Raw genomic sequence first — 20,172 nt, 5'->3', positions numbered from 1 at the left:
TGACGTATATTTTGATTTACAGAAATGAATTCTGGGTTCATTCTCCCCTGGCTCGTCCGACGGACCAAGATGTCTCCGCCCGACGCCGCATTGGGTCGTTTTCGCGGACGGGGGGAACGGCGCGAGATGATGGACGGATCCGTTCACGGTAGAAATGACAGGCCGAATGGCACCAATCCTTCGAGCAATGAAGGCCTAAAGCCATTCATGAAGCTTGCCGCAGCAGCCAAGAGAGCATACCTAACCGAAAGCGACGGAGAAAAACTCCGGCGCCTGATCGAGGGAACGGTGGCTTCCATGACCGCCGATAAGCTGTCGACGCGTTACGACCGGGGTTTGGAGCACGATCGTCTGTATCAGAAGGCGCTCGACGAATTTCGTTTTCTCATCCTCAACCCGCGGACTCGTCTGGCGTCGTTGCGCGCTTTCCTGGACCATGAATTGCCCCAGGGGCGCCCCTACTACGTCAAGGTGCTTTTCCTTGAGACCATCGCCCGACAACTGGGCCAGCAATGGGTTTCCGACGATTGTGACTTCGTCGATGTGACGATCGGATCCGCGCGTCTTCAGGAATTGGCGACTTCGATGTCCTTCGACCTGCGCAACAACGCACCCGACCGCGATGCACCGACAGCGCTGATCCTGACACCTCCCGGCGAGCAGCACACCTTGATGCCCCATCTGATCGGGCTGCTCTTCGAAAGCCTGGGTTGGTCGAGCCGTGTCGTCGAGCCGGCAACGATCAAGACGCCCGTTTTCGTTCAAGCCGTGGAGAGCGCCGACATTGCGTGTATCGGCTGGAGCAACATTCGCCTCGCTGCCGAGTTCAAGTCACTCGTGCAGGAGCTTCGCCGATTGCGCGGCGAGGCCCGCCTGCCCCTTCTGGTGGGTGGTGTTGCCGCGCTGGATTCCGTTGATTTTCTTGTAGGTTTGGGGATTGACTGCATCTGTGACAGCGTTTACTCCGCCGTCAGGATCTGCGAAAGTTACTATGAATTAGAAAGAATCAGCCGCCAGGCTCGCGCCGCAGGCCGAACGGCAGTGGTTACACCCAGCGGAATCGATTGGCTCACTCCATGAAGCCACTGAACGGTCATAGCGGAACGGATGGCTTTACAGTCGCAGGCAGCGCGCTGAAGTCTCTCGATCTGGATTCGATCGGTTCGCTCGTGGGCCTAGGCGCAGATGTGGTGATGCTCGTCGACCGAGCCTCGATCGTGTCACAGATCTACTTTTCCAACAGCGATCTCGCCGATTACGGCCTTGCCAAAACCGTTGGCAAGCGGTTGCAGGACTGCGTGACGGTCGAGTCGGTCCCCAAGATCGACACCATGCTGGCCACAGGCACGGGAACCCATCCGGTGCGTGGATACCAGGTGAACCACAAATGCAGCGGCAAGCCGGACCTGCCGGTTGCCTATTCCGCCTATAGCGCGAAGGATTTCCCCTACACCATCGTCGTCGGCCGCGAGTTGCGGCAGCAAATGATCGACCAGCAGCGCCTGGTCCAGACTCAGATGGAGCTGGAAGCCGACTATCGGGAACTGAAGGAAGCCGAAACCCGGTACCGCACTGCCTTCAAAGTCGCCACGGTAGCCTATGTCATGCTCGACGGCGAACGGCGCACCATTCTGGACGCCAACCCGGCAGCCAGCACGCTTTTGTCCTCGACCGGGGCGCCTCTTTCCGGCAAATCGATCCGCGATCTCTTCGCCAAACAGGATCGCGACCGCGTGGGCGATGCGATCAGCGAGGCGCGCCATAGCCCCAATCCGGTGAACCTGGACGGCGTCACGATCGCCAAGGGCGAGCCGGTGTCTCTGACGATCCGGTCCTACCGCGAAAACGGCATCACCAATGTTCTGCTGTCGCTTTGGCCGGCCGATCAGGTCCAGGAGATCAACCGGCAGCGGATCGAGAAGCCCATCGGTGGCGCTACCCTCGAGATCACCGATCTTCCAGAAGCGGTCGTGCAGACGGATGCCGAAGGCCAGATCCTCGCAGCCAACACGCTCTTTCTCGATCTGATCCACGCCCCCTCGCTGACGCAGGTGCTGGGACGCAATATCGGCGCCTGGTTCAGCAGTGCAGCCATCGACATCAGGGTTCTCTATGCCCGCCTGATGGACGAACCCTATATCCGCGGCTTCAGCTCAACCCTTACGGACAATCTCTCCGGCGAGAGTGCCGTCAGCATTTCCGCACGGCTCAATTCGTCCAACAACACGATCCAGTTGATCGTCATCCCGCAGGCAACGGGCGGCGAGCGCCTGACGATCCCCTCGCCAGGGGTGCCGGAACAGGCTGAAGGCTTCTCGGCCCTTGTCGGCAAGGTCCCGCTGAAGGACCTCATTCGGGAATCACTCGATGTGATCGAGAAGATCTGCATCGAGGCGGCTCTCGACCAGACCAACAACAACAGGGCTTATGCAGCCGAGATCCTCGGCCTGTCGCGTCAGAGCCTTTACATCAAGCTGCGCCGTCACGGGCTGGAGGACTATCGCCCGGGGAGCAGCCGGTCGGACTGAGCGACAGAGTGACTGTCAATTTTAGTTGACACTCTCCGGCCCCAGGCATAGCCTCGGGGTCATGGCCCAGATCCCTTCACATGTTCCGGCAGCCTCTTATCCGTCCGCGGCGGCGGTCGTTCAGCTTTTGAAGCCCATCACCTGGTTCCCACCGATGTGGGCCTATGCCTGCGGCGCCATCGCCTCGGGCGCCGGGCTTGGTGATCGCTGGCTTCCTGTCGCCCTCGGCGTTCTTCTCGCAGGCCCCCTGCTCTGTGGCACAAGCCAGGCGGTCAATGACTGGTTTGATCGCCATGTCGACGCGATCAACGAGCCGAACCGGGTCATCCCGTCAGGACGTATGCCCGGCCAGTGGGGGCTGGCGGTCGCCATCATCATGTCCATTCTGTCCATGCTCGTGGCGGCCCTGCTCGGTCCCCTCGTGTTTGCCGCCGCGTCCATCGGTCTGGCACTCGCCTGGGGTTACAGCGCGCCCCCGTTTCGCTTCAAGCAGAACGGCTGGATCGGCAACGGAGTGGTCGGGCTGAGCTATGAAACGCTGCCATGGATCACGGCCGCGACGGCAGCGCTTGGATCAACCCCCAGTTCGCGCACCCTGCTGGTCGCCCTGTTCTACGGATTGGGCGCGCACGGGATCCTGACGCTGAATGACTTCAAGTCCATCAAGGGTGACCGGCAGATGGGTGTGCGCACGCTCCCGGTTCTGCACGGTGCGGGAAATGCCGCCCGCATCGCCTGCCTGATTATGACAGCGTCGCAGATCGGGGTCATCATTGTTCTGGCAGAGGCCAATCTCATCACCGGCGCCATCCTCGTCACCGCCGTGCTCGCCCTGCAGATCCTCTGCATGATCAGTTTTCTGCGAGATCCGGAAGGCAAAGCCGTCTGGTATTCGGCAATCGGGGTCGGCCTTTATGTGAGCGGCATGATGGCCGCCGCGGTCTCGATGGGCTCCCAGCTCGTCCCTTCAGTCGCGGCCGGATAGGAGGCAACGGCGATGCCCAACATGTCGATCACAGGCGGAAACAGCGTCACAGTCACGTCAGGCTTGAGCTGGTTGTCAATCGTTCGGCTGGGGCTCGTCCAGGCGGCCTTAGGGGCCATCGTCGTGCTCACAACCTCGACTTTGAACCGCGTAATGATCGTCGAACTCGGTCTTGCCGCCGTCATTCCCGGCCTGCTTGTCGGGCTGCATTACGGCGTCCAGATCACAAGACCGGTCTGGGGCCACAAATCCGACACCGGCCGCTCCCGAACGCAGTGGATCCTCGGTGGCCTTGCACTTCTGGCACTGGCAGGCACCGGCGCCGCAGCCACAACGCTGCTCTTCGAGCATTCCTTCCTTCTCGGCATCTTGGCCGCCATCATCGCCTATGCCCTGATCGGCATCGGGATTGGAGCATCGGGCACTTCACTGCTCGCGCTGATCGCGATGAAGACAGCCGTCGAAAGACGCGCGGCCGCCGCCACCATCACCTGGATGCTGATGATCACCGGCATCATTGTCACCTCGATCATCGTCGGCGCACAGCTCGATCCCTATTCCCATGAGCGTCTGATCGCCGTGACCGCAGCAGCCGGGATCGTGGCGTTCGGCATCGGCCTCATCGGCGTGGCCGGCATGGAGGCCAAGCCATCGGTCGACCAGAAGGACGAGGGCGCTCCGACATCGAGCTTCCGGGAGAGCCTTCAGGACGTGCTGCAAGACCAGGAAGCACGCCTCTTCACCCTCTTCATCTTCGTCTCCATGCTGGCCTTCGCAACGCAGGATTTGATCCTGGAACCCTATGCCGGCCTTCTTTTCGGCATGACGCCGGGAGAAACGACCAGCCTGTCCGGCACCCAGCATGCCGGCGTTCTCCTGGGCATGGTTCTCGTTGGCGTTTCGACCGCAATCTTTGGCAAGCGATACCTGGGCCTGCCGCGCAGCTTCATCGTCGGAGGCTGCTTCGGCTCGGCGTTTGCCCTTGCGGCGCTTGCCGTCTCGACGCAGTCAGCACCGCTCTGGCCTCTCGAGGTCAACATCTTTCTGCTGGGTGCCACCAATGGTGCCTTTGCTGTGGCAGCCGTCGGCACCATGATGATCCTCGCCGGAAAAGGGCACAAATCGAACTATGGGATGCGCATGGGAGTCTGGGGCGCAGCACAGGCCATCGCCTTCGGATTGGGTGGCGTGCTTGGAACCGTGGCGCTCGATATCGGGCGGTGGCTGACGGCAAGCGACGCCCTGGCCTTTGCTGCCGTGTTTACGATCGAGGCGAGCCTCTTCCTGATTTCCGCTGTGGTCGCGACCCGTATCGGCCAGCACGTCGCCACACGGTCAGCCACCCTGTCAAACGCAGCCATCATGCCTGGAGAATGAACCCCAACGCCGGTCGATCCGGCAGGGAGACACGCATGCCGAAGATCTATGATGTCGCCGTTATCGGCGGAGGGCCTTGCGGCGCCATGGCGGCAGAACAACTGGCGCAGAAGGGCCATTCGGTCGTCCTGGTCGATCCGGACAACAGGATAAAGCCTTGCGGGGGCGCCATTCCATCAAGGGCGCTTCAAGATTTTGCAATTCCCGAAAGCCAACTCGTCGCGCGGGCCAATGCCGCCCGCATCATTGCCCCCTCGGGCAAGACCGTCGAGATGGCCATCGGCGATATAGGCTATGTCGGAATGGTCGACCGTGCCCATTTCGATCCCTACCTGCGCAAACGCGCCGAAGAGGCAGGCGCTGATCGACTGACCGCAAAGCTGGACGGCATGGAAGAGAGTGATGAAGGAACTCTCGATCTCACCGTCGTCCAGACCGATGGCGAGACGGAACGGGCGTCGATCGTGATCAGAGCACGCCGTGTCATTGGCGCAGACGGCGCAAATTCCGCTGTCAGACGGATGATGTTCCCCGCAGCCAAAAAGCCACCTTATGTCTTCGCCTATCATGAAATCGTCGAAAGCCCCCAGGATGCAGAGCCGGAAATCTTCAGGGCCGACCGCTGCGATGTCGTCTATGACGGTCGCATCTCCCCCGACTTCTATGGCTGGGTCTTCCCCCATGGGGGACAGACGAGCATCGGCACCGGCACGGCCGTCAAAGGTCACAACATCCGCGAAGCCACCAAAGCCCTGAAACGCGCGGCCGGTCTCCAGGACTGTCGTGTCATCCGCCGCGAGGGTGCGCCCCTCCCGCTGAAACCGATGAAGCGGTGGGACAATGGCCGCAACGTGCTGCTCGCCGGCGATGCCGCGGGCACGGTGGCACCATCCTCCGGTGAAGGCATCTACTATGCCATGCTGTGTGGCCGCCTTTCGGCTGAGGCGGTTCACGCGTCTCTGCTGGCCGGCAACGGGCGAGCCCTGGCGCAGGCGCGACGAAGCTTCATGCAGGCGCATGGCCGGGTCTTCCTGATCCTCGGGATCATGCAGATGATCTGGTATCGCAACGACCGGCTTCGCGAGAAGTTTGTCGCCATGTGTGCGGACCCGGATGTTCAGCGCCTGACCTGGGAATCCTATCTGAACAAGAAGCTGGTGCGACGGGATCCGCTGGCGCACCTGCGCGTCTTCGCCAAGGATCTTGCCCAGCTCTTCGGCATCCCCGCGGGGCAGAGATGACGGCATGGCTGACGCAGATCTTCATTTCGGGCTGGATCAGTGTGGTTGCGGTTCTCGTGCTGTGGTCGGTGATCGCCGCCGTCGCCATGCGATCGCCTCGCCCCGACCTCGTGATCAAGACACTCGCGCCCAACGCCATTTCGGGAAGCTGTCTGCTTGCGGCCTTCGGACTGGCGATGCGGCAGGCACACGTTCTTTGGCTTGGAGCCCTGCTTGCCGCGTCGCTGATTGCTTTCCTCGTCGACTTGAAGATGAGGCTCGCCGATCAGGCGTCGGGATTGAGCCGCCGGACCGAATAGTTGAGCGCGGCCGCCGCGGTAACCCAGGCGAGATAGGGTACGAACAGGAGAGAGGCGAGCGGCACCAGGGACCATGCCGTCACGATGAAGAGCGCCACGGAAAGCCAGAGGACGGCAACATCGACGAGCGCGATGTCCATGCGCCGTATCCCGAAAAAGAAGTAGGACCACAGAGCATTGGTCACCATCTGAAGCGCCCAGAGTGCCATGGGCAGAGACCAGCCGCCATTCGTCCAAACAAGCCAGCCCGCATAGCCGATCATCACATAGAGGATCGTCCAGACCACGGGGAAGGCCCACTTCGGCGGCGTCCAGCTGGGTTTGCGCAGCGTTTCATACCATTCGCCGGGCTTGAACATCGCCCCGCTCGAGGCGGCGGCGAGAACGATCACAAGAAGGACGGCTGCGGCCATGATCCGGCTCCGGGGTTGGTTTCGTATAGGAAGATCGAAGCCAGCATTGCGGTTCCATGGAGCGCACCGCCTTGTGAGGCAGACCATCCCCGGAATCGACCGGGCTGGTCGAACGTCATGCCAGCATTACATATCAATTTCATCCGCGATGCCATGGGAGGATACACATGTCGAGGATAATTGCAGCCGCATGCACCGCCGCAGCACTCCTGCTGTCTTCTAACGCCTTCGCTCAGGAAGGGGACGCGGCGGCCGGCGAGACCGTCTTCAAGAAGTGCACCGCCTGTCACAACGTGGCCGACGCGAAACACAAGGTCGGCCCCTCGCTGCAGGGTGTGGTCGGTCGTCAGCCTGGCATCGCAGAAGGTTTCAAGTATTCCAAGGCCATGACGGACTTCGGCGCGGGCAAGGTCTGGGATGACGCTCAGCTGACGGCCTATCTCGCCAATCCCCGCGGCGTGGTCAAAGGCACCCGCATGGCGTTTGCGGGGCTGAAAGATCCGAAGGAAATTGCGGACGTCATCGCCTTCCTGAAGGCGCATCCCGCTCCCTGATGACTTCAAGATCCGCCGGGCGCAGCACGCCCGGCGGATTTCCGCGGCAAAGTGTAAAAAAAAGTTTACATACCGCCCGACTTCTCCGAATATGCAGTTATTGGACCATACCCAGGTAAGCGCTGACTGACAGTGTCGATGTGGCACTCGATGAAGCAGGGCACCGCGGGATATGGGCTCTGCTTGGGAGGAGAGCACAGTGGACTTGTCTCGTGCAAATGACATCGCCACTCCCTTACTCGATCGAGTTCAAGGCCCTGACGATCTGAAATCTCTGGACAGCCGGAGCCTTGTCCAATTGGCCGGGGAGTTGCGGGGCGAAACCATCCGCATCGTATCGGAAACGGGCGGGCATCTGGGCTCGAGCCTTGGTGTGATCGAATTGACGATCGCAATCCATGCCGTCTTTGAGGCGCCCCGCGATACGATCATCTGGGACGTCAGTCACCAATGTTATCCGCACAAGATCCTGACAGGCCGCCGCGCGCGGATGCTGAGCCTTCGCAAGAAGAACGGCCTGTCTGGCTTTACCCGCCGCGCAGAAAGCGACTACGACCCCTTCGGCGCCGCCCATTCCTCCACCTCGATTTCCGCAGGCCTCGGTTTTGCGACCGCGCGGGATTTGACGCATGAGCAGGGCCATGTCGTCTGCGTTATCGGGGATGGAGCAATGTCTGCCGGCATGGCATTCGAGGCCATGAACAATGCGGGCAGGTCAGGCCGGCCGATGATCGTCATCCTGAATGACAATGACATGTCGATTTCCGCATCGACCGGGGCCCTGCAACAGCACCTTGCTGCCGTGCGGGAGGGCTCGGGCGCAAACTCCGGCAATCTCTTCGAGAACTTCGGCTTCGACTATCACGGTCCCGTCGACGGTCATGATCTGGATACGCTCTTGCCCCTTTTGGCCAGACTGCGAGACGCCCGGAATGGCCCGATCCTGCTGCACGCGGTCACCCGCAAGGGGGCGGGCTACGCACCGGCCGAGACGTCCGGCGACAAATATCACGGGGTAAACCCGTTCGACGTTTATACGGGCGTTCAGGCCAAGGGCCAGCCCAAGGCGCCGAGCTACACCAAGGTCTTTGCCGATGCCCTGATCCAGGAAGCAGGGCATGACGACCGGATCGTGGCGATCACCGCGGCCATGGCGGCAGGCACCGGCATCGATCGCTTCGAGGCGAGTTTTCCCAAGCGTACCTTCGATGTCGGGATCGCCGAACAGCATGCAGTCACATTCGCCGCCGGTCTTGCCGCGGCGGGCATGAAGCCCTTCTGCGCGATCTATTCAACGTTCTTGCAAAGGGCCTATGACCAGATCGTCCACGATGTCGCCCTGCAGCACCTTCCCGTCCGCTTTGCGATCGACCGCGCCGGCCTTGTCGGCGCTGACGGACCGACCCATGCCGGATCCTTCGACATTCTCTGTCTCGCAAATCTGCCGGGCTTCACCGTGATGGCTGCCAGCGATGAGGCGGAACTGGTCCATATGGTCGCGACCGCCGCGGCCCATGATCATGGGCCGATCGCCTTCCGTTATCCCCGCGGAGAAGGAACCGGCGTGACCTTGCCGACCAGAGGAGAAATTCTCCCCATTGGCCGGGGAAGGATCATCGAACAAGGCAGCCAGGTAGCCCTTCTGTCTTTCGGCACAAGGCTCGCGGACTGTCTGAAGGCGCGCCGGCTTCTGGCTTTGGAAGGCATCTCCGCAACCGTCGCGGACGCGCGCTTTGCAAAGCCGCTGGATACGGCACTTCTCGCCGACCTCGTCGACAATCATACGATGTTGATCACGATCGAAGAGGGCGCCACCGGTGGATTTGGCGCCCTCGTCCTCCACCATCTCGCCAACCGGGGCATGCTCGACGGCCGCTGCGCCCTGCGCACCATGACCTTGCCCGATACATTCATCGCACAGGCAAGCCCCGATGACATGTACGAAGAGGCGAAGCTGACCGCCCGTCACATCGCGGCCCTTGCGCGCAGTGGGCTTGGCATCGCAAGGCCCAATGCGGATCTACGCCGGTCGACAATCGCCGGCCAGGCCGAACTGCCTGCACGTCTGCACCGTGCCGAAGATCGCTGACTAAACCTTAAGGCGGTAAAAGACGTATACGACCACGAGAAGTTTGGCGAAGATGAAAGAATGAAGTACTATCCCATCGGGATGAGCGGATAAGCCCAAGCCGATGACCGGGAGGGTGATATGGCGGGTGATAAGAAGGGGGGATCGTCGGGAGACCCTCCGTATACGGACGGTAAGCCTGAACTATCCAAAGCCGACAACAAGCTGACAAGCCTCGAGCAGCGCATTCTCGAAAGCGCGATCCGCGGAGCCGTACCCCGGCTGGTGGGGGCAAGCCATCCGGACCTGTCGACGCATCTCCACGACGGCGAAATGCCGCCGGAGATCGATTTCCATCTTCACCCTGAACTGGATCCGAAGGCCCGCGAACTGCCGGGAACCGACAAGGCGATCGCCTACCGCGCCGCACTGACACAGGCCCTGATCCAGCCCGATCCGCGGGCGCATCGGGAGATTATCGAAGAGTTGCAGCGCAGTGAACTGCCGATGCACACTCTGGCGATCCAGCTCTTCTCGCCGGTGGCGGCTCATCTCGGCCGGCTGTGGTGCAATGACGAGACGGATTTCATTCAGGTCGCCATTGCTTCGACACGCCTCGGCATGATCGTCAATCATCTATCGCAAAACCGCAGCCAGACGATCCGCGATCGCCAGAAGGCGCGCCGTGTTTTGCTCGCTCGAACGCAAGGCGCCATGCACACGATCGGCGTTTCGATCGTTGCTTCCTGTTTCCGCGACATGGGCTGGGATGTCGATGGCGGTGCCGATCTCGAGCTCAACGACAGCCTCTACATGCGCCTGTCCAACTCGTCCTACAGCCTGCTGGGCATCTCGGTCGGCCAGATCGATGAAGTCGACGAATGTGCGTCTGCCATCCGCCGCATTCAGTCGAACCGCAGCCTGTCCGCCATGAAGATCGCCGTCGGCGGCCCGGCGGTCATGAAAAACCCGCAGGCCTTCGGAGGCATCGGCGCCGATATGGTCGCCCGATCCGCCCTTGAAGTCATGCACCTTGCTGATCGCATGGGCTAAGCCCCCAGCACAAGATCCTCACTGCTTGATGCCAAAGACCAGCGACCAGGGACCAAGACCATCCGGCTTGTGCTCCCCCTGCGCGTAGACGACATCGACCAGATCGCTTTCCATATGCGTCTCGACAGCACCATCCGTCGGGTTGGCCACGAGAATATAAGATCGCCCGTCATTGAGCGGCCACTCGACCCGGATGGCCGCACCATCAAGCACGTAGCGCCCGCCTTGATCCATAAGGGGAAGCAAAGGCGCGACGCGTTCCCGCCGCAGCGTGATCAACTGGCGATAGCGGTCAATCCAGGTCGTGCCGGGCGTGGATGTCGCAGCCTCCCAATCGAGGATACCCGAGCGGAATGTGTCCTCCGACGTGGGATCGAGAACATGTTCACCGTCAAAGCCCGGAAGCTTGGACAATTCCTGCCGCCGGCCTTTTCGCACGGCGGCGTTCAGTTCCTCGTCGAAGTCACAAAAATAGGGAAAAGGCCGCTGCGACGACCATTCCTCGCCCATGAAGAGCATGGGGATCTGGGGTGACAGCAGAACGATCGCGGCGGCGAAGGCGAGCGCTGGCTCCGGCAGGGTCGCCATGATGCGGTCGCCATTCGCGCGATTGCCGATCTGGTCGTGATTGTGGAGGAAGGAGATGAAGGCGACAGGCGAAATATGGCCGCTGGGCTGCCCCCGCGTCTCGCCACTGAAGGACATCACCTGGCCTTGGAAGACGAAGCCTTCGGCAAGCGCCCTTGCCAGCGCCGGACCCGCTTCTTCGTAATCACCATAATACCCGAAGGTCTCTCCACTGGTTGCCACATGCAGCGCGTGGTGGATGTCATCATTCCATTGTGCGTTGAAGAGAGGGGCGTCTGAGCCTGATCGCTCTAGTAGACGCGGGTTGTTCTCCTCGTTCTCGACAATGAGATGAACATGTCGATCCCCAAGACGCTGCCTGACACGCATCGCCAACTCGTCGAGAAAATGCGGCTTGCTGTCGTCACGGATCGCATGCACCGCATCGAGCCTCAGCCCGTCAATCCGATACTCCTCGAGCCAGTGAAGTGCATTCTCGATCAGAAACGCGCGAACCATCTCGCTCTGTTCATCATCGAAATTGACCCCGTCACCCCAGGGTGTCTGATGATGCGGCGAGAAAAGTGGCGCATAGGCCGCCATGAAATTGCCGGACGGTCCGAAGTGATTGTAGACCACGTCGAGAAAGACGGAGATCCCCCTCTGATGCGCCGCCTCCACGAGCGCGACGAGATCGTCCGGCCGCCCGTAAACGCTGTCGGGCGCATAAGGCAGCACGCCGTCATAGCCCCAGTTTCGGCTTCCCGGAAAGTCCGCGATCGGCATGAGCTGGATCGCCGTGATCCCCAGTCCGGCGAGATGGTCGAGCTTCTCGATCACCGCTCGAAACGTCCCCTCTTCCGTGAATGTGCCGACATGCAGCTCGTAGATTACCATGTCGGCCCAGGGCCTGCCCTGCCAGATCGGATCTGGTCTGCGGTAGTGTGAGAGATCGACCAATTCACTCGGGCCGAAGACGTCCTCGGGCTGGTGACGGCTGGCGGGGTCCGGAACGACCAGCCCGTCCGGCAGATGGAACCGGTACCGCATGCCGGGCTTTGCCTCGGGTACCAGGAGATGGAACTGACCGTCGGGCTGCCTCTCCATCTCTCTTATTGCTGCTCCCTCTAGTTCCAGGGAAACCGTGTCACATCGTGGCGCCCATAGCCGAAACAGAACCCCGTCATCCCTGATAACGGGGCCAAAAACATACTCGCTCACCACTGGCTCTCCTTGCGCTCGCACAAGGGCTCCAACGCCGCAACGAACGAATTGTTCGCGCGCTGATCAGGCCGCCATTCAGGCCTGCAACGACAACTTCTGCTTGACGCGTGCTTCTGGCGAAAATGCGAGCGGGAAGCTCACGGCCTGCCCCGTTTCGGCCGAGTGCTGCGCGGCAAGTCCCATCGCGACCGCCCACCATCCGTCATCGAGGGCAACTTCAACGGGATGCTCGCCCCGCACCGCTTTCTGGAAGCGCTGATGCTGGTAGAAGGTCGAGCCATTGTGGTCGCCGGCCTCCAGCAATTGCGGATCGACCGGGATCTCGACAACATGCGGGCCCTTAGGATCTCGCGGCGAAACGATCACTTGGGCGATCGGCGGCTCTCCGAGATGCTCGGGCCAGAAGCGCCCCGGACCGGGCACAAGGCATTCGATCTTGCCCTTCGGCCCCACCGCCGAGATCTCTTCCTGATAGCGTGCGCCCTCCGCAAACATGCAAAGCTCCAGCATGGCGCGCGCACCGGAGGCAAAGTCGACGATGACATAGGCATTGTCCCAGATGTCGGACCGCTTGCCGTCATAGACCTCGTCGACATGGTTCACCGACTGCCCGCCCGAAGCCATAATGCGGACGGGATCGGACTTCAGGATATGCCGCATCAGGTCGAAGAAGTGGCAGCATTTCTCGACCAGCGTGCCGCCTGTGTTGCGGTTGAAGCGGTTCCAGTCCCCGACCTTTTCGAGGAACGGGAAGCGATGCTCGCGGATGGTCAGCATGCGGATGCCGCCCGTCGCATCCTCAGCCTCGTCGATCATACGGGCCACCGGCGGCATGTAGCGGTACTCCATGGCAACCCAGATCGGCGCCGGATAGGCGGCTCGAAGTGCGGCAAGACGGGGCGCATCGGCAGGGTCGGTAAAGAGCGGTTTTTCGACCAGCACCGGCAGCGGCCGGATCGCTGCGATCTTCTCGAGCTGGTCGAGATGCAGATAGTTCGGGCTGGCAATCAGAAGGCAATTCACCGCCTCGACTGCGAGCAGTTCCTCGACCGAGCTCACCATCTCTGCCGTCGGCACGGCCTCTGCAGACAACGCCCGCATGCCGGGGTCAGGTTCGAAGATCGCCACCACCGACGCATCCGGCAGAAGGGCGATGTTGCGCAGATGCTCCTGCCCCATCATACCGCAACCGATGATCCCGTATTTTAGTCCTGCCACTCTTTCCTCCTGAGTTGGGCCGCCTCTCGCGTCCCTGTCATTTCAGCCGCGCGACGTAGCGCGCGACGGTATGGTCGAGCCAGGTCCGCGACACTTCTGCGCGAAAACCCTCCTGGTCCTGGCTGATGCGCTGGATATGAACGATCGGTGCTCCGGCCTTCTGGCCAAAGACTGCGGGCGCCCAGTCGGGCACGGCATCGAGACCGATCTGGTCCTCCGCGCGGGCGATCCAGAGCGAGAGCTTGGTGCGGTAGAAGAGATAGAGGGATTCCGACACGGCCTCGGGATCGATGGTCTCGATATAGGAGCCGTCGAGCCAGATCTCCTCAAGCGCCGCAGGCTTCCCCGAAAGACGCCGCAGACGGCGGATCCGGTGTGCTTCGCCGGACGTGCCGAAGGCCGGCAGGTCTGCAGGCTTTGCCAAGCGATCGATGGTGAGGATCTCCGCCGTCGGAAGTCCGCCGCCACCGAGAAGTTCCAGACGGAACATCGCATAGACCGACTTCGGATCGGAGATTGCCCGCACGTAATTGCCGGAGCCCTGGATCCGCTCCAGCAGCCCGCGGTTCTGCAGCTCCGCGAGCGCCTTGCGCAGGGTCCCGACTGCAATCCCGAGCTCTTCCGCCATGTCTCGCTCAGGCGGCAGCTTTTCGCCATCGATCAGCCGCCCTGCCGCGATGTCGCGCACCAGGAGTTCGGTGATCTGGACATAGATCGGAAGGCTGCCGGGGGGCTGCATCGCGGGGTTCTGTGGCACTTCGGTATCGCTGAGAAAAAATTGATACACTATTGATCTACATCAAATCGGGTGTTAGGCAAGAGGAAAGTTGGAGCCTTGGAGGAGACCTCAATGACTGTCGTGCCCGTCACATCAGCCGATCTCGATGGCGCGGAAGTGTCGTGGTTTGCAGCACTCTGCTCTGACGATTATCAGTTCCTCGGCGTGCCTGACGGCGCACTCCGCTCGAGCTGGGAACACTGCTCCGACATCGTGCAAAAGGCCGAGCAGCTCGGTTTCCGTAACATCCTCTGCCCGTCCTCGTACCAGGTTGGCCAGGACACGCTGAGCTTCGTGGCCGGTTGCGCCCCGATCACATCCAAGATCAACATGCTGGCCGCCATTCGCTGCGGCGAGATGCAGCCGATCATGCTGGCGCGCACGGTCGCGACCCTCGACCACATGCTCAAGGGCCGTCTGACGCTGAACGTCATCAGCTCGGATTTTCCGGGCGAAGTCGCCGATAGCGCCTTCCGCTACAAGCGCAGCCACGAGGTGGTCGAGATCCTGCGCCAGGCATGGACGCGGGACACCATCGATCACGAGGGCGAAGTCTACCAGTTCAAGGGCGTCTCAACCGAACCCGCCCGCCCCTACCAGCAGAATGGCGGCCCTCTGCTCTACTTCGGCGGCTACTCACCCGATGCTCTCGAGCTCTGCGGCGCGCAATGCGACGTCTACCTGATGTGGCCGGAGAAAAAGGAGCAGCTCGCCGAGCGGATGAAGGCCGTGCATGCGCGCGCCGAAGCCCATGGCCGGACACTGGATTACGGCCTGCGCGTACACATGATCGTTCGCGACACCGAAAAGGAAGCGCGCGAATACGCCGAATACATCGTCTCGAAGCTCGACGACGAATACGGCAAGCTCATCCGTGATCGCGCGCATGACTCGATTTCGCTGGGTGTCGCCCATCAGGCCCGGGCCCGCGAACTCGCCGACCAGTTCGGCTATATCGAACCGCACATGTGGACCGGCATCGGCCGCGCCCGCTCCGGCTGTGGTGCGGCCCTTGTCGGCTCGACCGACCAGATCCTCTCGGAGCTGGAAGAGTACCGGAAAATGGGCATTCGCGCCTTCATCCTGTCGGGTTACCCGCATATCGACGAGGCAGTTCATTTCGGCACCAAGATTCTGCCGCAACTGAAGACCGTCTCGCTACCCCACGCCTATGGCCGCGTTCCCGCGGAAATGCCCGCCACACCTCTCGGAAATGGAGTTCGTCGCTGATGCAGCGCGTCAATCTTACCCCTGACCTCACCTTCAGCCGCCTCGTTTACGGCATGTGGCGCATCGGCGACGATGCCGACACCTCGCCGAAGCATGTGCAGGCCAAGATCGAGGCCTGCCTTGCTCAGGGCATCACGACCATGGATCAGGCCGACATCTATGGTGGCTATACCGCCGAAGCGATCCTCGGCAACGCCCTGAAGGCCGCGCCCGGCCTGCGCGACAAGCTCGAGATCGTCACCAAATGCGATATCGTCGCCCCGGTCGGTCGCCATTCGGCAGCCCGCGTCAAGTACTACGATACGTCGGCGGCTCACATCACCGCCTCGGTCGAAGCCTCGCTCACCGACATGGGCACCGACCATGTCGACCTGCTGCTGATCCATCGCCCCGATCCGCTGATCGATCCCGACGAAACCGGCCCGGCTCTCGACGCGCTGGTCGCCTCCGGCAAGGTGCGCGCCGTCGGCGTCTCCAACTTCCGGCCCTGGGACTTCTCGCTCCTGCAGTCGTCGATGGAGAACAACCTCGTCACCAACCAGATCGAGATGAGCCTGCTCGCGACCGATAGCTTTGTGAACGGCGACCTTGCTTATCTGCAGGAGCGCATGGTGCCGCCCATGGCATGGTCGCCGCTCGGTGGCGGGCGTCTGCTGGACGGCTCGAAGCCGGAACTCCTCGCAGCCCTGAAGCGGATCGGCGCAGAGCACGGCGTAGACGAGACTGCGGTCGCAACAGCATGGCTGCTGCGTCATCCGGCGACGATCCTTCCGGTCATGGGCACCAATTCGCTCGACCGCATTACAAAGATTGCCGACGCCACCAAGGTCGAGATGGACCGCCAGACCTGGTTCGAACTTTACACGCTCGCGATCGGTCGGGAGGTCGCCTGATGATGGCAGCCAATGACATTCATGCCTTGGAAGCCGTCTTTATTCCGGAGGCGGACAACCATCGCGCCTATCGTAATGCGCTTGGAAGCTTCACCACCGGTGTGACCGTGGTGACGGCAATGACCGCAGACGGCCCCATCGGCATGACGGTCAACAGCTTTGCCTCGGTGTCGCTGGACCCGCCGCTGGTCCTCTGGTCGCCGGCCAAGAGCTCGTCCAGGTACGGTGCCTTCACGGGCGCCCGGCATTTCGCGATCCACGTGCTGAGCGCAGATCAGGACCATCTGAGTGCTGCCTTCACCCGTGGCGGCAGCGGCTTTGACGGGATCGACGTCAGGTTCAACGACGAAGGCGTGCCGGTTCTGCCGGGCACGCTGGCCCGTTTCGAATGCGCCGAGCAGGCGCAACATGACGCCGGTGATCACACGATCATCATCGGCAAGGTGCTAAGGGTTGCACATCGGCAGGGAGAACCGCTGTGCTTCTCAGGGGGACGGTTCGGACGCTTCGCCGTCTGAGACGCAATGGGAGGAGGTCGTCGGCGGCATGAAACACATGCTGCGGCGGAACGATCGAGGACGATCCGGAACAAGTCCGCAAGGAGGAAATTACTCCCCGCGGACCTGAAAGGGGAACAGCCGTGTTTGCGCGGCGGGCAAGAGTCTTCGATAGTTGCGCCGAATTGACCGATGACAAGTAACGGGTGGAGACATGAAGGCACTTTCGAACCTGACCAATCTGCTCGGCCGGCTGAATGCCGCCGTGCTGACGGTCGGACTATGGCTGGGGGCCAGTGCCCTTGGCATCATGCTCGTTTTCATCCTGATACAGGTCTTCTTCCGCTACATCCTAGGCAACGCCCTTCCCTGGAGTGAGGAAGCTGCCCGTTTCCTGATGCTCTGGATGACCGGTCTGATGGTGCCGACGGCGTTCCGCCAGGGCGGCTTCGTGGCCATCACCATGGTTCTCGACATCTTCCCGCGCATGGTGGGCAGCCTTATTGCCCTGCTGTTCCTAGTGCTCTCGATCGTGCTGCTATACGTCGGCATGCGCATCGGCTGGGCGGAGGTAACCGGACTCGGCGGGCGTTTCGCCATGCCGGCAATTGCCGTCCCCACCTCTCTCGACCTCAGCACCTGGATGAAGGTACCGCGCGGCTGGATGATGGCATCGCTGGCGACGGGTGTGACCATGATGTTCGTGGTCAACATCGAGCTCATCCTGCGCAGCCTGATCGAGCTTTCCGGACATAAGAAGTCGCTAGAGCCGGTGGCCTCCCTCGGCGGGCTGGGGGCCGAGTGATGCTGACCCTTTTCCTGCCCCTGTTCATGGTTCTCCTGCTGCTCGGTTTCCCGATCGTATTCGGCCTGATTGCAGCGCCCGGCATTCTCCTCTGGCTGAACGGCCAGGAACGCGACATCGTTCTTCTCTATCGCAATGTCTATAACGGTATGGACAGCTTCCCGCTGATGGCCATCCCCTTCTTCATGCTGGCGGGTGAGCTGATGAACCGGGCCGGCATCACCACGCGCCTGGTGGAATTCGCCCAGGCGCTGATCGGCCACCTGCGCGGCGGCCTTGCCCACGTCAACATCCTCTCCTCGATGCTGTTTGCCGGTCTTTCAGGTTCTGCGGTGGCGGACGTGTCAGCGTTGGGATCCATGCTGATCCCGGCCATGGAGAAGCAGGGCTACACGAGACGTTTCGCCACCGCCGTCACCGCCGCCTCATCGATCATCGGCCCGATCATCCCGCCATCCGGCATCATGATTATCTATGCCTATGTGATGGGCGAGAGCGTTGCGGCACTGTTCCTGGCCGGCATCGTCCCCGGCATCCTGATCGGCCTCAGCCTGATGGTGATCGTCTACCTGCTTGCCGATCGCGAGAACCTGCCAGCGGCAACGACCCGGGCCACCTGGCCGGAACGTGGACGCGCCAGCCTCAACGCCTTCTGGCCGTTGATGACCCCCGTCATCATCATGGGCGGCATTCTCGGCGGCATCTTCACGCCGACGGAAGCCTCGGCCGTAGCGGTCGGTTATGCGATCTTCATTGGCCTCTTCGTTCTGCGCACGCTGAAGATCGGCGATATGCCGAAGATCCTGATGCGGGCTGCCATGACCTCGGCGGTCGTCCTTCTATTGGTCGGCGCGGCCATGGCCTTCAAGACGGTCGCAAGCCTGTCGCACACGCCGGAACTGCTTGCTTCGATCATTCTGAGCCTCAGCGAAAACCCGCTGGTCCTGTTGCTGCTGATCAACCTTCTGCTCTTCGTCGTCGGCATGTTCCTGGATGCGGGTCCCGCGATCATCATCCTCGGCCCGATCCTTGGACCAATCTTCACCCAGATGGGTGTCGATTCCGTCCACTTCGCCATCATCATGGCGGTCAATCTGACCGTCGGTCTTCTAACCCCACCCATGGGCCTGGTACTCTTCGTCTCGTCTTCGGTCTCAGGTCTGAAGGTTGAAACGATTGCCAGGGCCACCTTGCCATTCCTGGCGGCGGAAATCGTCGTGATCTTCCTGATCACCTATTTCCCGGCCTTGACCCTCACGCTCCCGCGCCTCGCGGGCTTCGTCGACTAACTTGAGAACAGGGAGGAACCACAATGCTCAAGTCCATGTTGAAAACCTTGCTGCTGGCCAGCGCGCTCACCATCACCGGTGTCGCACAGGCGGCAGACATCACGCTTCGCGCCACCGCAAACTCCAACGAGAACGACGAGGACTATGACGGCCTCGTCGTGTTCAAGAACTATGTCGAGAACGCCTCGAATGGTGCGATCGCCGTCGAACTCTTCATCGGCACCCAGCTTTGCGCCACCGGCGAGGAATGCCTTCAGGGCGTCGCCGACGGCTCGATCGACATCTACATCTCCACGTCGGGTGGTGCTGCCGGCCTTTTCCCCTACATCCAGGTTCTCGACCTGCCTTACCTGATGAGCGACGACCGCGTGGCCGAGACGGTGCTGACGGGTGACTTTACCCGCAAGCTGCGTGAAAAGGCGCTGGCCGACAGCGACAACAAGATCCGCCTGATGACCATCGGCAACACCGGCGGCTGGCGCAACTATGCCAACACGCAGAAGACGGTGAAGTCGCCTGACGATCTGAAGGGTCTGAAGATGCGCACCGTGCCGGCCGACCTGCCGCAGCAGGTTGCAACCGCCGTTGGTGCCGCACCGACCCCGATCCCGTGGCCGGAACTCTTCACCTCGCTGCAGACCGGCGTGGTCGAGGGCACTGCCAACGGCATCACCGACATCATGTCGATGAAGTTTCCGGATGCAGGCCTCAAGCACCTGACGCTCGATGGTCACAGCTACATGGGCGCCTTCTGGTGGATGTCGAACGATCGTTTCCAGGCTCTGACGCCGGAACAGAAGCAGGTCGTGGTTGACGGCTTTGCCGCCCTCCAGCAGGCAACCTTCGCCTCGCCGAAGCGCAAGGAAATCGCTGCCTACCAGGACTTCGCCAAGGCCGGCGGCGAGATCTATGTGCCGACCGCCGAAGAAAAGGAAGCCTTCAAGACAGCCGTCGCTCCTGTCTTCGACTGGTTCAAGGCGAACGTGACCGGTGGCGCAGAAGTCTTCGATCTCTTCACGGCGGCAGTTGCCGATGCGCAGAAGAAGGTTGACGCAGAGCGCGCAGCCGATTTGAACTGATAATTAGGGGGATGCGCGGTCACCCCGCGCATCCCATCCCGCCGCCCTTGGCATCATCCATGCCATCATTCGCC

Annotated in this window: 19 protein-coding genes; 15 read left to right on the top strand and 4 right to left on the bottom strand. The window is 61.6% G+C overall.

Annotated features, from left to right (window positions below; genetic code table 11):
• Positions 1-207 precede the first annotated feature (207 nt).
• From FAA86_RS00375 to FAA86_RS00350, 6 genes are all read left to right on the top strand, one after another.
• A complete protein-coding gene (locus FAA86_RS00375) occupies positions 208-1,080 on the top strand; it encodes a cobalamin-binding protein (protein WP_246034964.1) in 873 nt (290 codons plus the stop codon).
• Complete coding sequence (gene ppsR / locus FAA86_RS00370) at positions 1,077-2,528, top strand: transcriptional regulator PpsR (RefSeq protein ID WP_136537869.1); 1,452 nt, start codon at positions 1,077-1,079, stop codon at positions 2,526-2,528. Before FAA86_RS00375 ends, ppsR begins: the two co-directional genes overlap by 4 nt.
• Positions 2,529-2,589: 61 nt before the next feature.
• A complete protein-coding gene (chlG, locus tag FAA86_RS00365; RefSeq protein WP_136537868.1) occupies positions 2,590-3,513 on the top strand; it encodes a chlorophyll synthase ChlG in 924 nt (307 codons plus the stop codon).
• A 12-nt stretch (positions 3,514-3,525) separates the two neighbouring features.
• On the top strand, positions 3,526-4,890 hold the full coding sequence (locus FAA86_RS00360; RefSeq protein WP_205910020.1) for a BCD family MFS transporter: 1,365 nt from the start codon (positions 3,526-3,528) through the stop codon (positions 4,888-4,890).
• A gap of 35 nt (positions 4,891-4,925) precedes the next feature.
• Positions 4,926-6,131, top strand: a complete 1,206-nt coding sequence (locus tag FAA86_RS00355) for a geranylgeranyl diphosphate reductase (protein ID WP_136537867.1) — start codon at positions 4,926-4,928, stop codon at positions 6,129-6,131.
• Positions 6,128-6,430 (top strand): hypothetical protein, encoded by a 303-nt coding sequence (locus tag FAA86_RS00350; protein ID WP_136537866.1) that lies wholly within the window; start codon positions 6,128-6,130, stop codon positions 6,428-6,430. The genes FAA86_RS00355 and FAA86_RS00350 overlap by 4 nt, the downstream gene beginning before the upstream one ends.
• Here the strand turns inward: FAA86_RS00350 and FAA86_RS00345 are convergent.
• Entirely contained in the window at positions 6,397-6,843 is a 447-nt protein-coding gene (locus FAA86_RS00345; RefSeq protein ID WP_136537865.1) for a TspO/MBR family protein, read from the bottom strand. The genes FAA86_RS00350 and FAA86_RS00345 overlap by 34 nt on opposite strands.
• Before the next feature lie 167 nt (positions 6,844-7,010).
• Between FAA86_RS00345 and FAA86_RS00340 the strand changes: the two genes are divergently transcribed.
• From FAA86_RS00340 to FAA86_RS00330, 3 genes are all read left to right on the top strand, one after another.
• The gene (locus FAA86_RS00340) at positions 7,011-7,397 is read left to right on the top strand and encodes a c-type cytochrome (protein WP_136537864.1); all 387 of its coding nucleotides are present in this window, start codon (positions 7,011-7,013) and stop codon (positions 7,395-7,397) included.
• 172 nt (positions 7,398-7,569) lie between these two features.
• A complete protein-coding gene (locus FAA86_RS00335) occupies positions 7,570-9,486 on the top strand; it encodes a 1-deoxy-D-xylulose-5-phosphate synthase (RefSeq protein ID WP_136537863.1) in 1,917 nt (638 codons plus the stop codon).
• A gap of 120 nt (positions 9,487-9,606) precedes the next feature.
• Entirely contained in the window at positions 9,607-10,518 is a 912-nt protein-coding gene (locus FAA86_RS00330) for a cobalamin B12-binding domain-containing protein (RefSeq protein ID WP_246034963.1), read from the top strand.
• Positions 10,519-10,536: 18 nt separating this feature from the next.
• Here the strand turns inward: FAA86_RS00330 and treZ are convergent, their stop codons facing one another.
• The 3 genes from treZ to FAA86_RS00315 form a co-directional block, all read right to left on the bottom strand.
• A complete protein-coding gene (gene treZ, locus FAA86_RS00325; RefSeq protein WP_136537862.1) occupies positions 10,537-12,306 on the bottom strand; it encodes a malto-oligosyltrehalose trehalohydrolase in 1,770 nt (589 codons plus the stop codon).
• A 78-nt stretch (positions 12,307-12,384) separates the two neighbouring features.
• On the bottom strand, positions 12,385-13,527 hold the full coding sequence (locus FAA86_RS00320) for a Gfo/Idh/MocA family protein (protein WP_136537861.1): 1,143 nt from the start codon (positions 13,525-13,527) through the stop codon (positions 12,385-12,387).
• A 37-nt stretch (positions 13,528-13,564) separates the two neighbouring features.
• The gene (locus tag FAA86_RS00315) at positions 13,565-14,266 is read right to left on the bottom strand and encodes a GntR family transcriptional regulator (RefSeq protein WP_136537860.1); all 702 of its coding nucleotides are present in this window, start codon (positions 14,264-14,266) and stop codon (positions 13,565-13,567) included.
• Positions 14,267-14,377: 111 nt separating this feature from the next.
• Between FAA86_RS00315 and FAA86_RS00310 the strand changes: the two genes are divergently transcribed.
• The 6 genes from FAA86_RS00310 (at position 14,378) to FAA86_RS00285 (ending at position 20,098) form a co-directional block, all read left to right on the top strand.
• On the top strand, positions 14,378-15,535 hold the full coding sequence (locus FAA86_RS00310) for an LLM class flavin-dependent oxidoreductase (RefSeq protein WP_136537859.1): 1,158 nt from the start codon (positions 14,378-14,380) through the stop codon (positions 15,533-15,535).
• On the top strand, positions 15,535-16,428 hold the full coding sequence (locus FAA86_RS00305; protein WP_136537858.1) for an aldo/keto reductase: 894 nt from the start codon (positions 15,535-15,537) through the stop codon (positions 16,426-16,428). The genes FAA86_RS00310 and FAA86_RS00305 overlap by 1 nt, the downstream gene beginning before the upstream one ends.
• The gene (smoA, locus tag FAA86_RS00300) at positions 16,428-16,946 is read left to right on the top strand and encodes an NADH-dependent FMN reductase SmoA (RefSeq protein ID WP_113458861.1); all 519 of its coding nucleotides are present in this window, start codon (positions 16,428-16,430) and stop codon (positions 16,944-16,946) included. The genes FAA86_RS00305 and smoA overlap by 1 nt, the downstream gene beginning before the upstream one ends.
• A gap of 193 nt (positions 16,947-17,139) precedes the next feature.
• Entirely contained in the window at positions 17,140-17,730 is a 591-nt protein-coding gene (locus FAA86_RS00295) for a TRAP transporter small permease (protein WP_136537857.1), read from the top strand.
• Entirely contained in the window at positions 17,730-19,019 is a 1,290-nt protein-coding gene (locus tag FAA86_RS00290) for a TRAP transporter large permease (protein ID WP_113458859.1), read from the top strand. The genes FAA86_RS00295 and FAA86_RS00290 overlap by 1 nt, the downstream gene beginning before the upstream one ends.
• Before the next feature lie 23 nt (positions 19,020-19,042).
• Positions 19,043-20,098: a TRAP transporter substrate-binding protein gene (locus tag FAA86_RS00285; protein ID WP_136537856.1), complete on the top strand. Its 1,056-nt coding sequence runs from the start codon at positions 19,043-19,045 to the stop codon at positions 20,096-20,098.
• Positions 20,099-20,172 lie beyond the last annotated feature (74 nt).

The sequence above is a fragment of the Rhizobium rosettiformans W3 genome, assembly GCF_004912135.1.
Lineage (GTDB): Bacteria > Pseudomonadota > Alphaproteobacteria > Rhizobiales > Rhizobiaceae > Allorhizobium > Allorhizobium rosettiformans.
The sequence above is the reverse complement of the archived record's forward strand: the minus strand, read 5'-3'. Positions and strand labels throughout refer to the sequence as shown.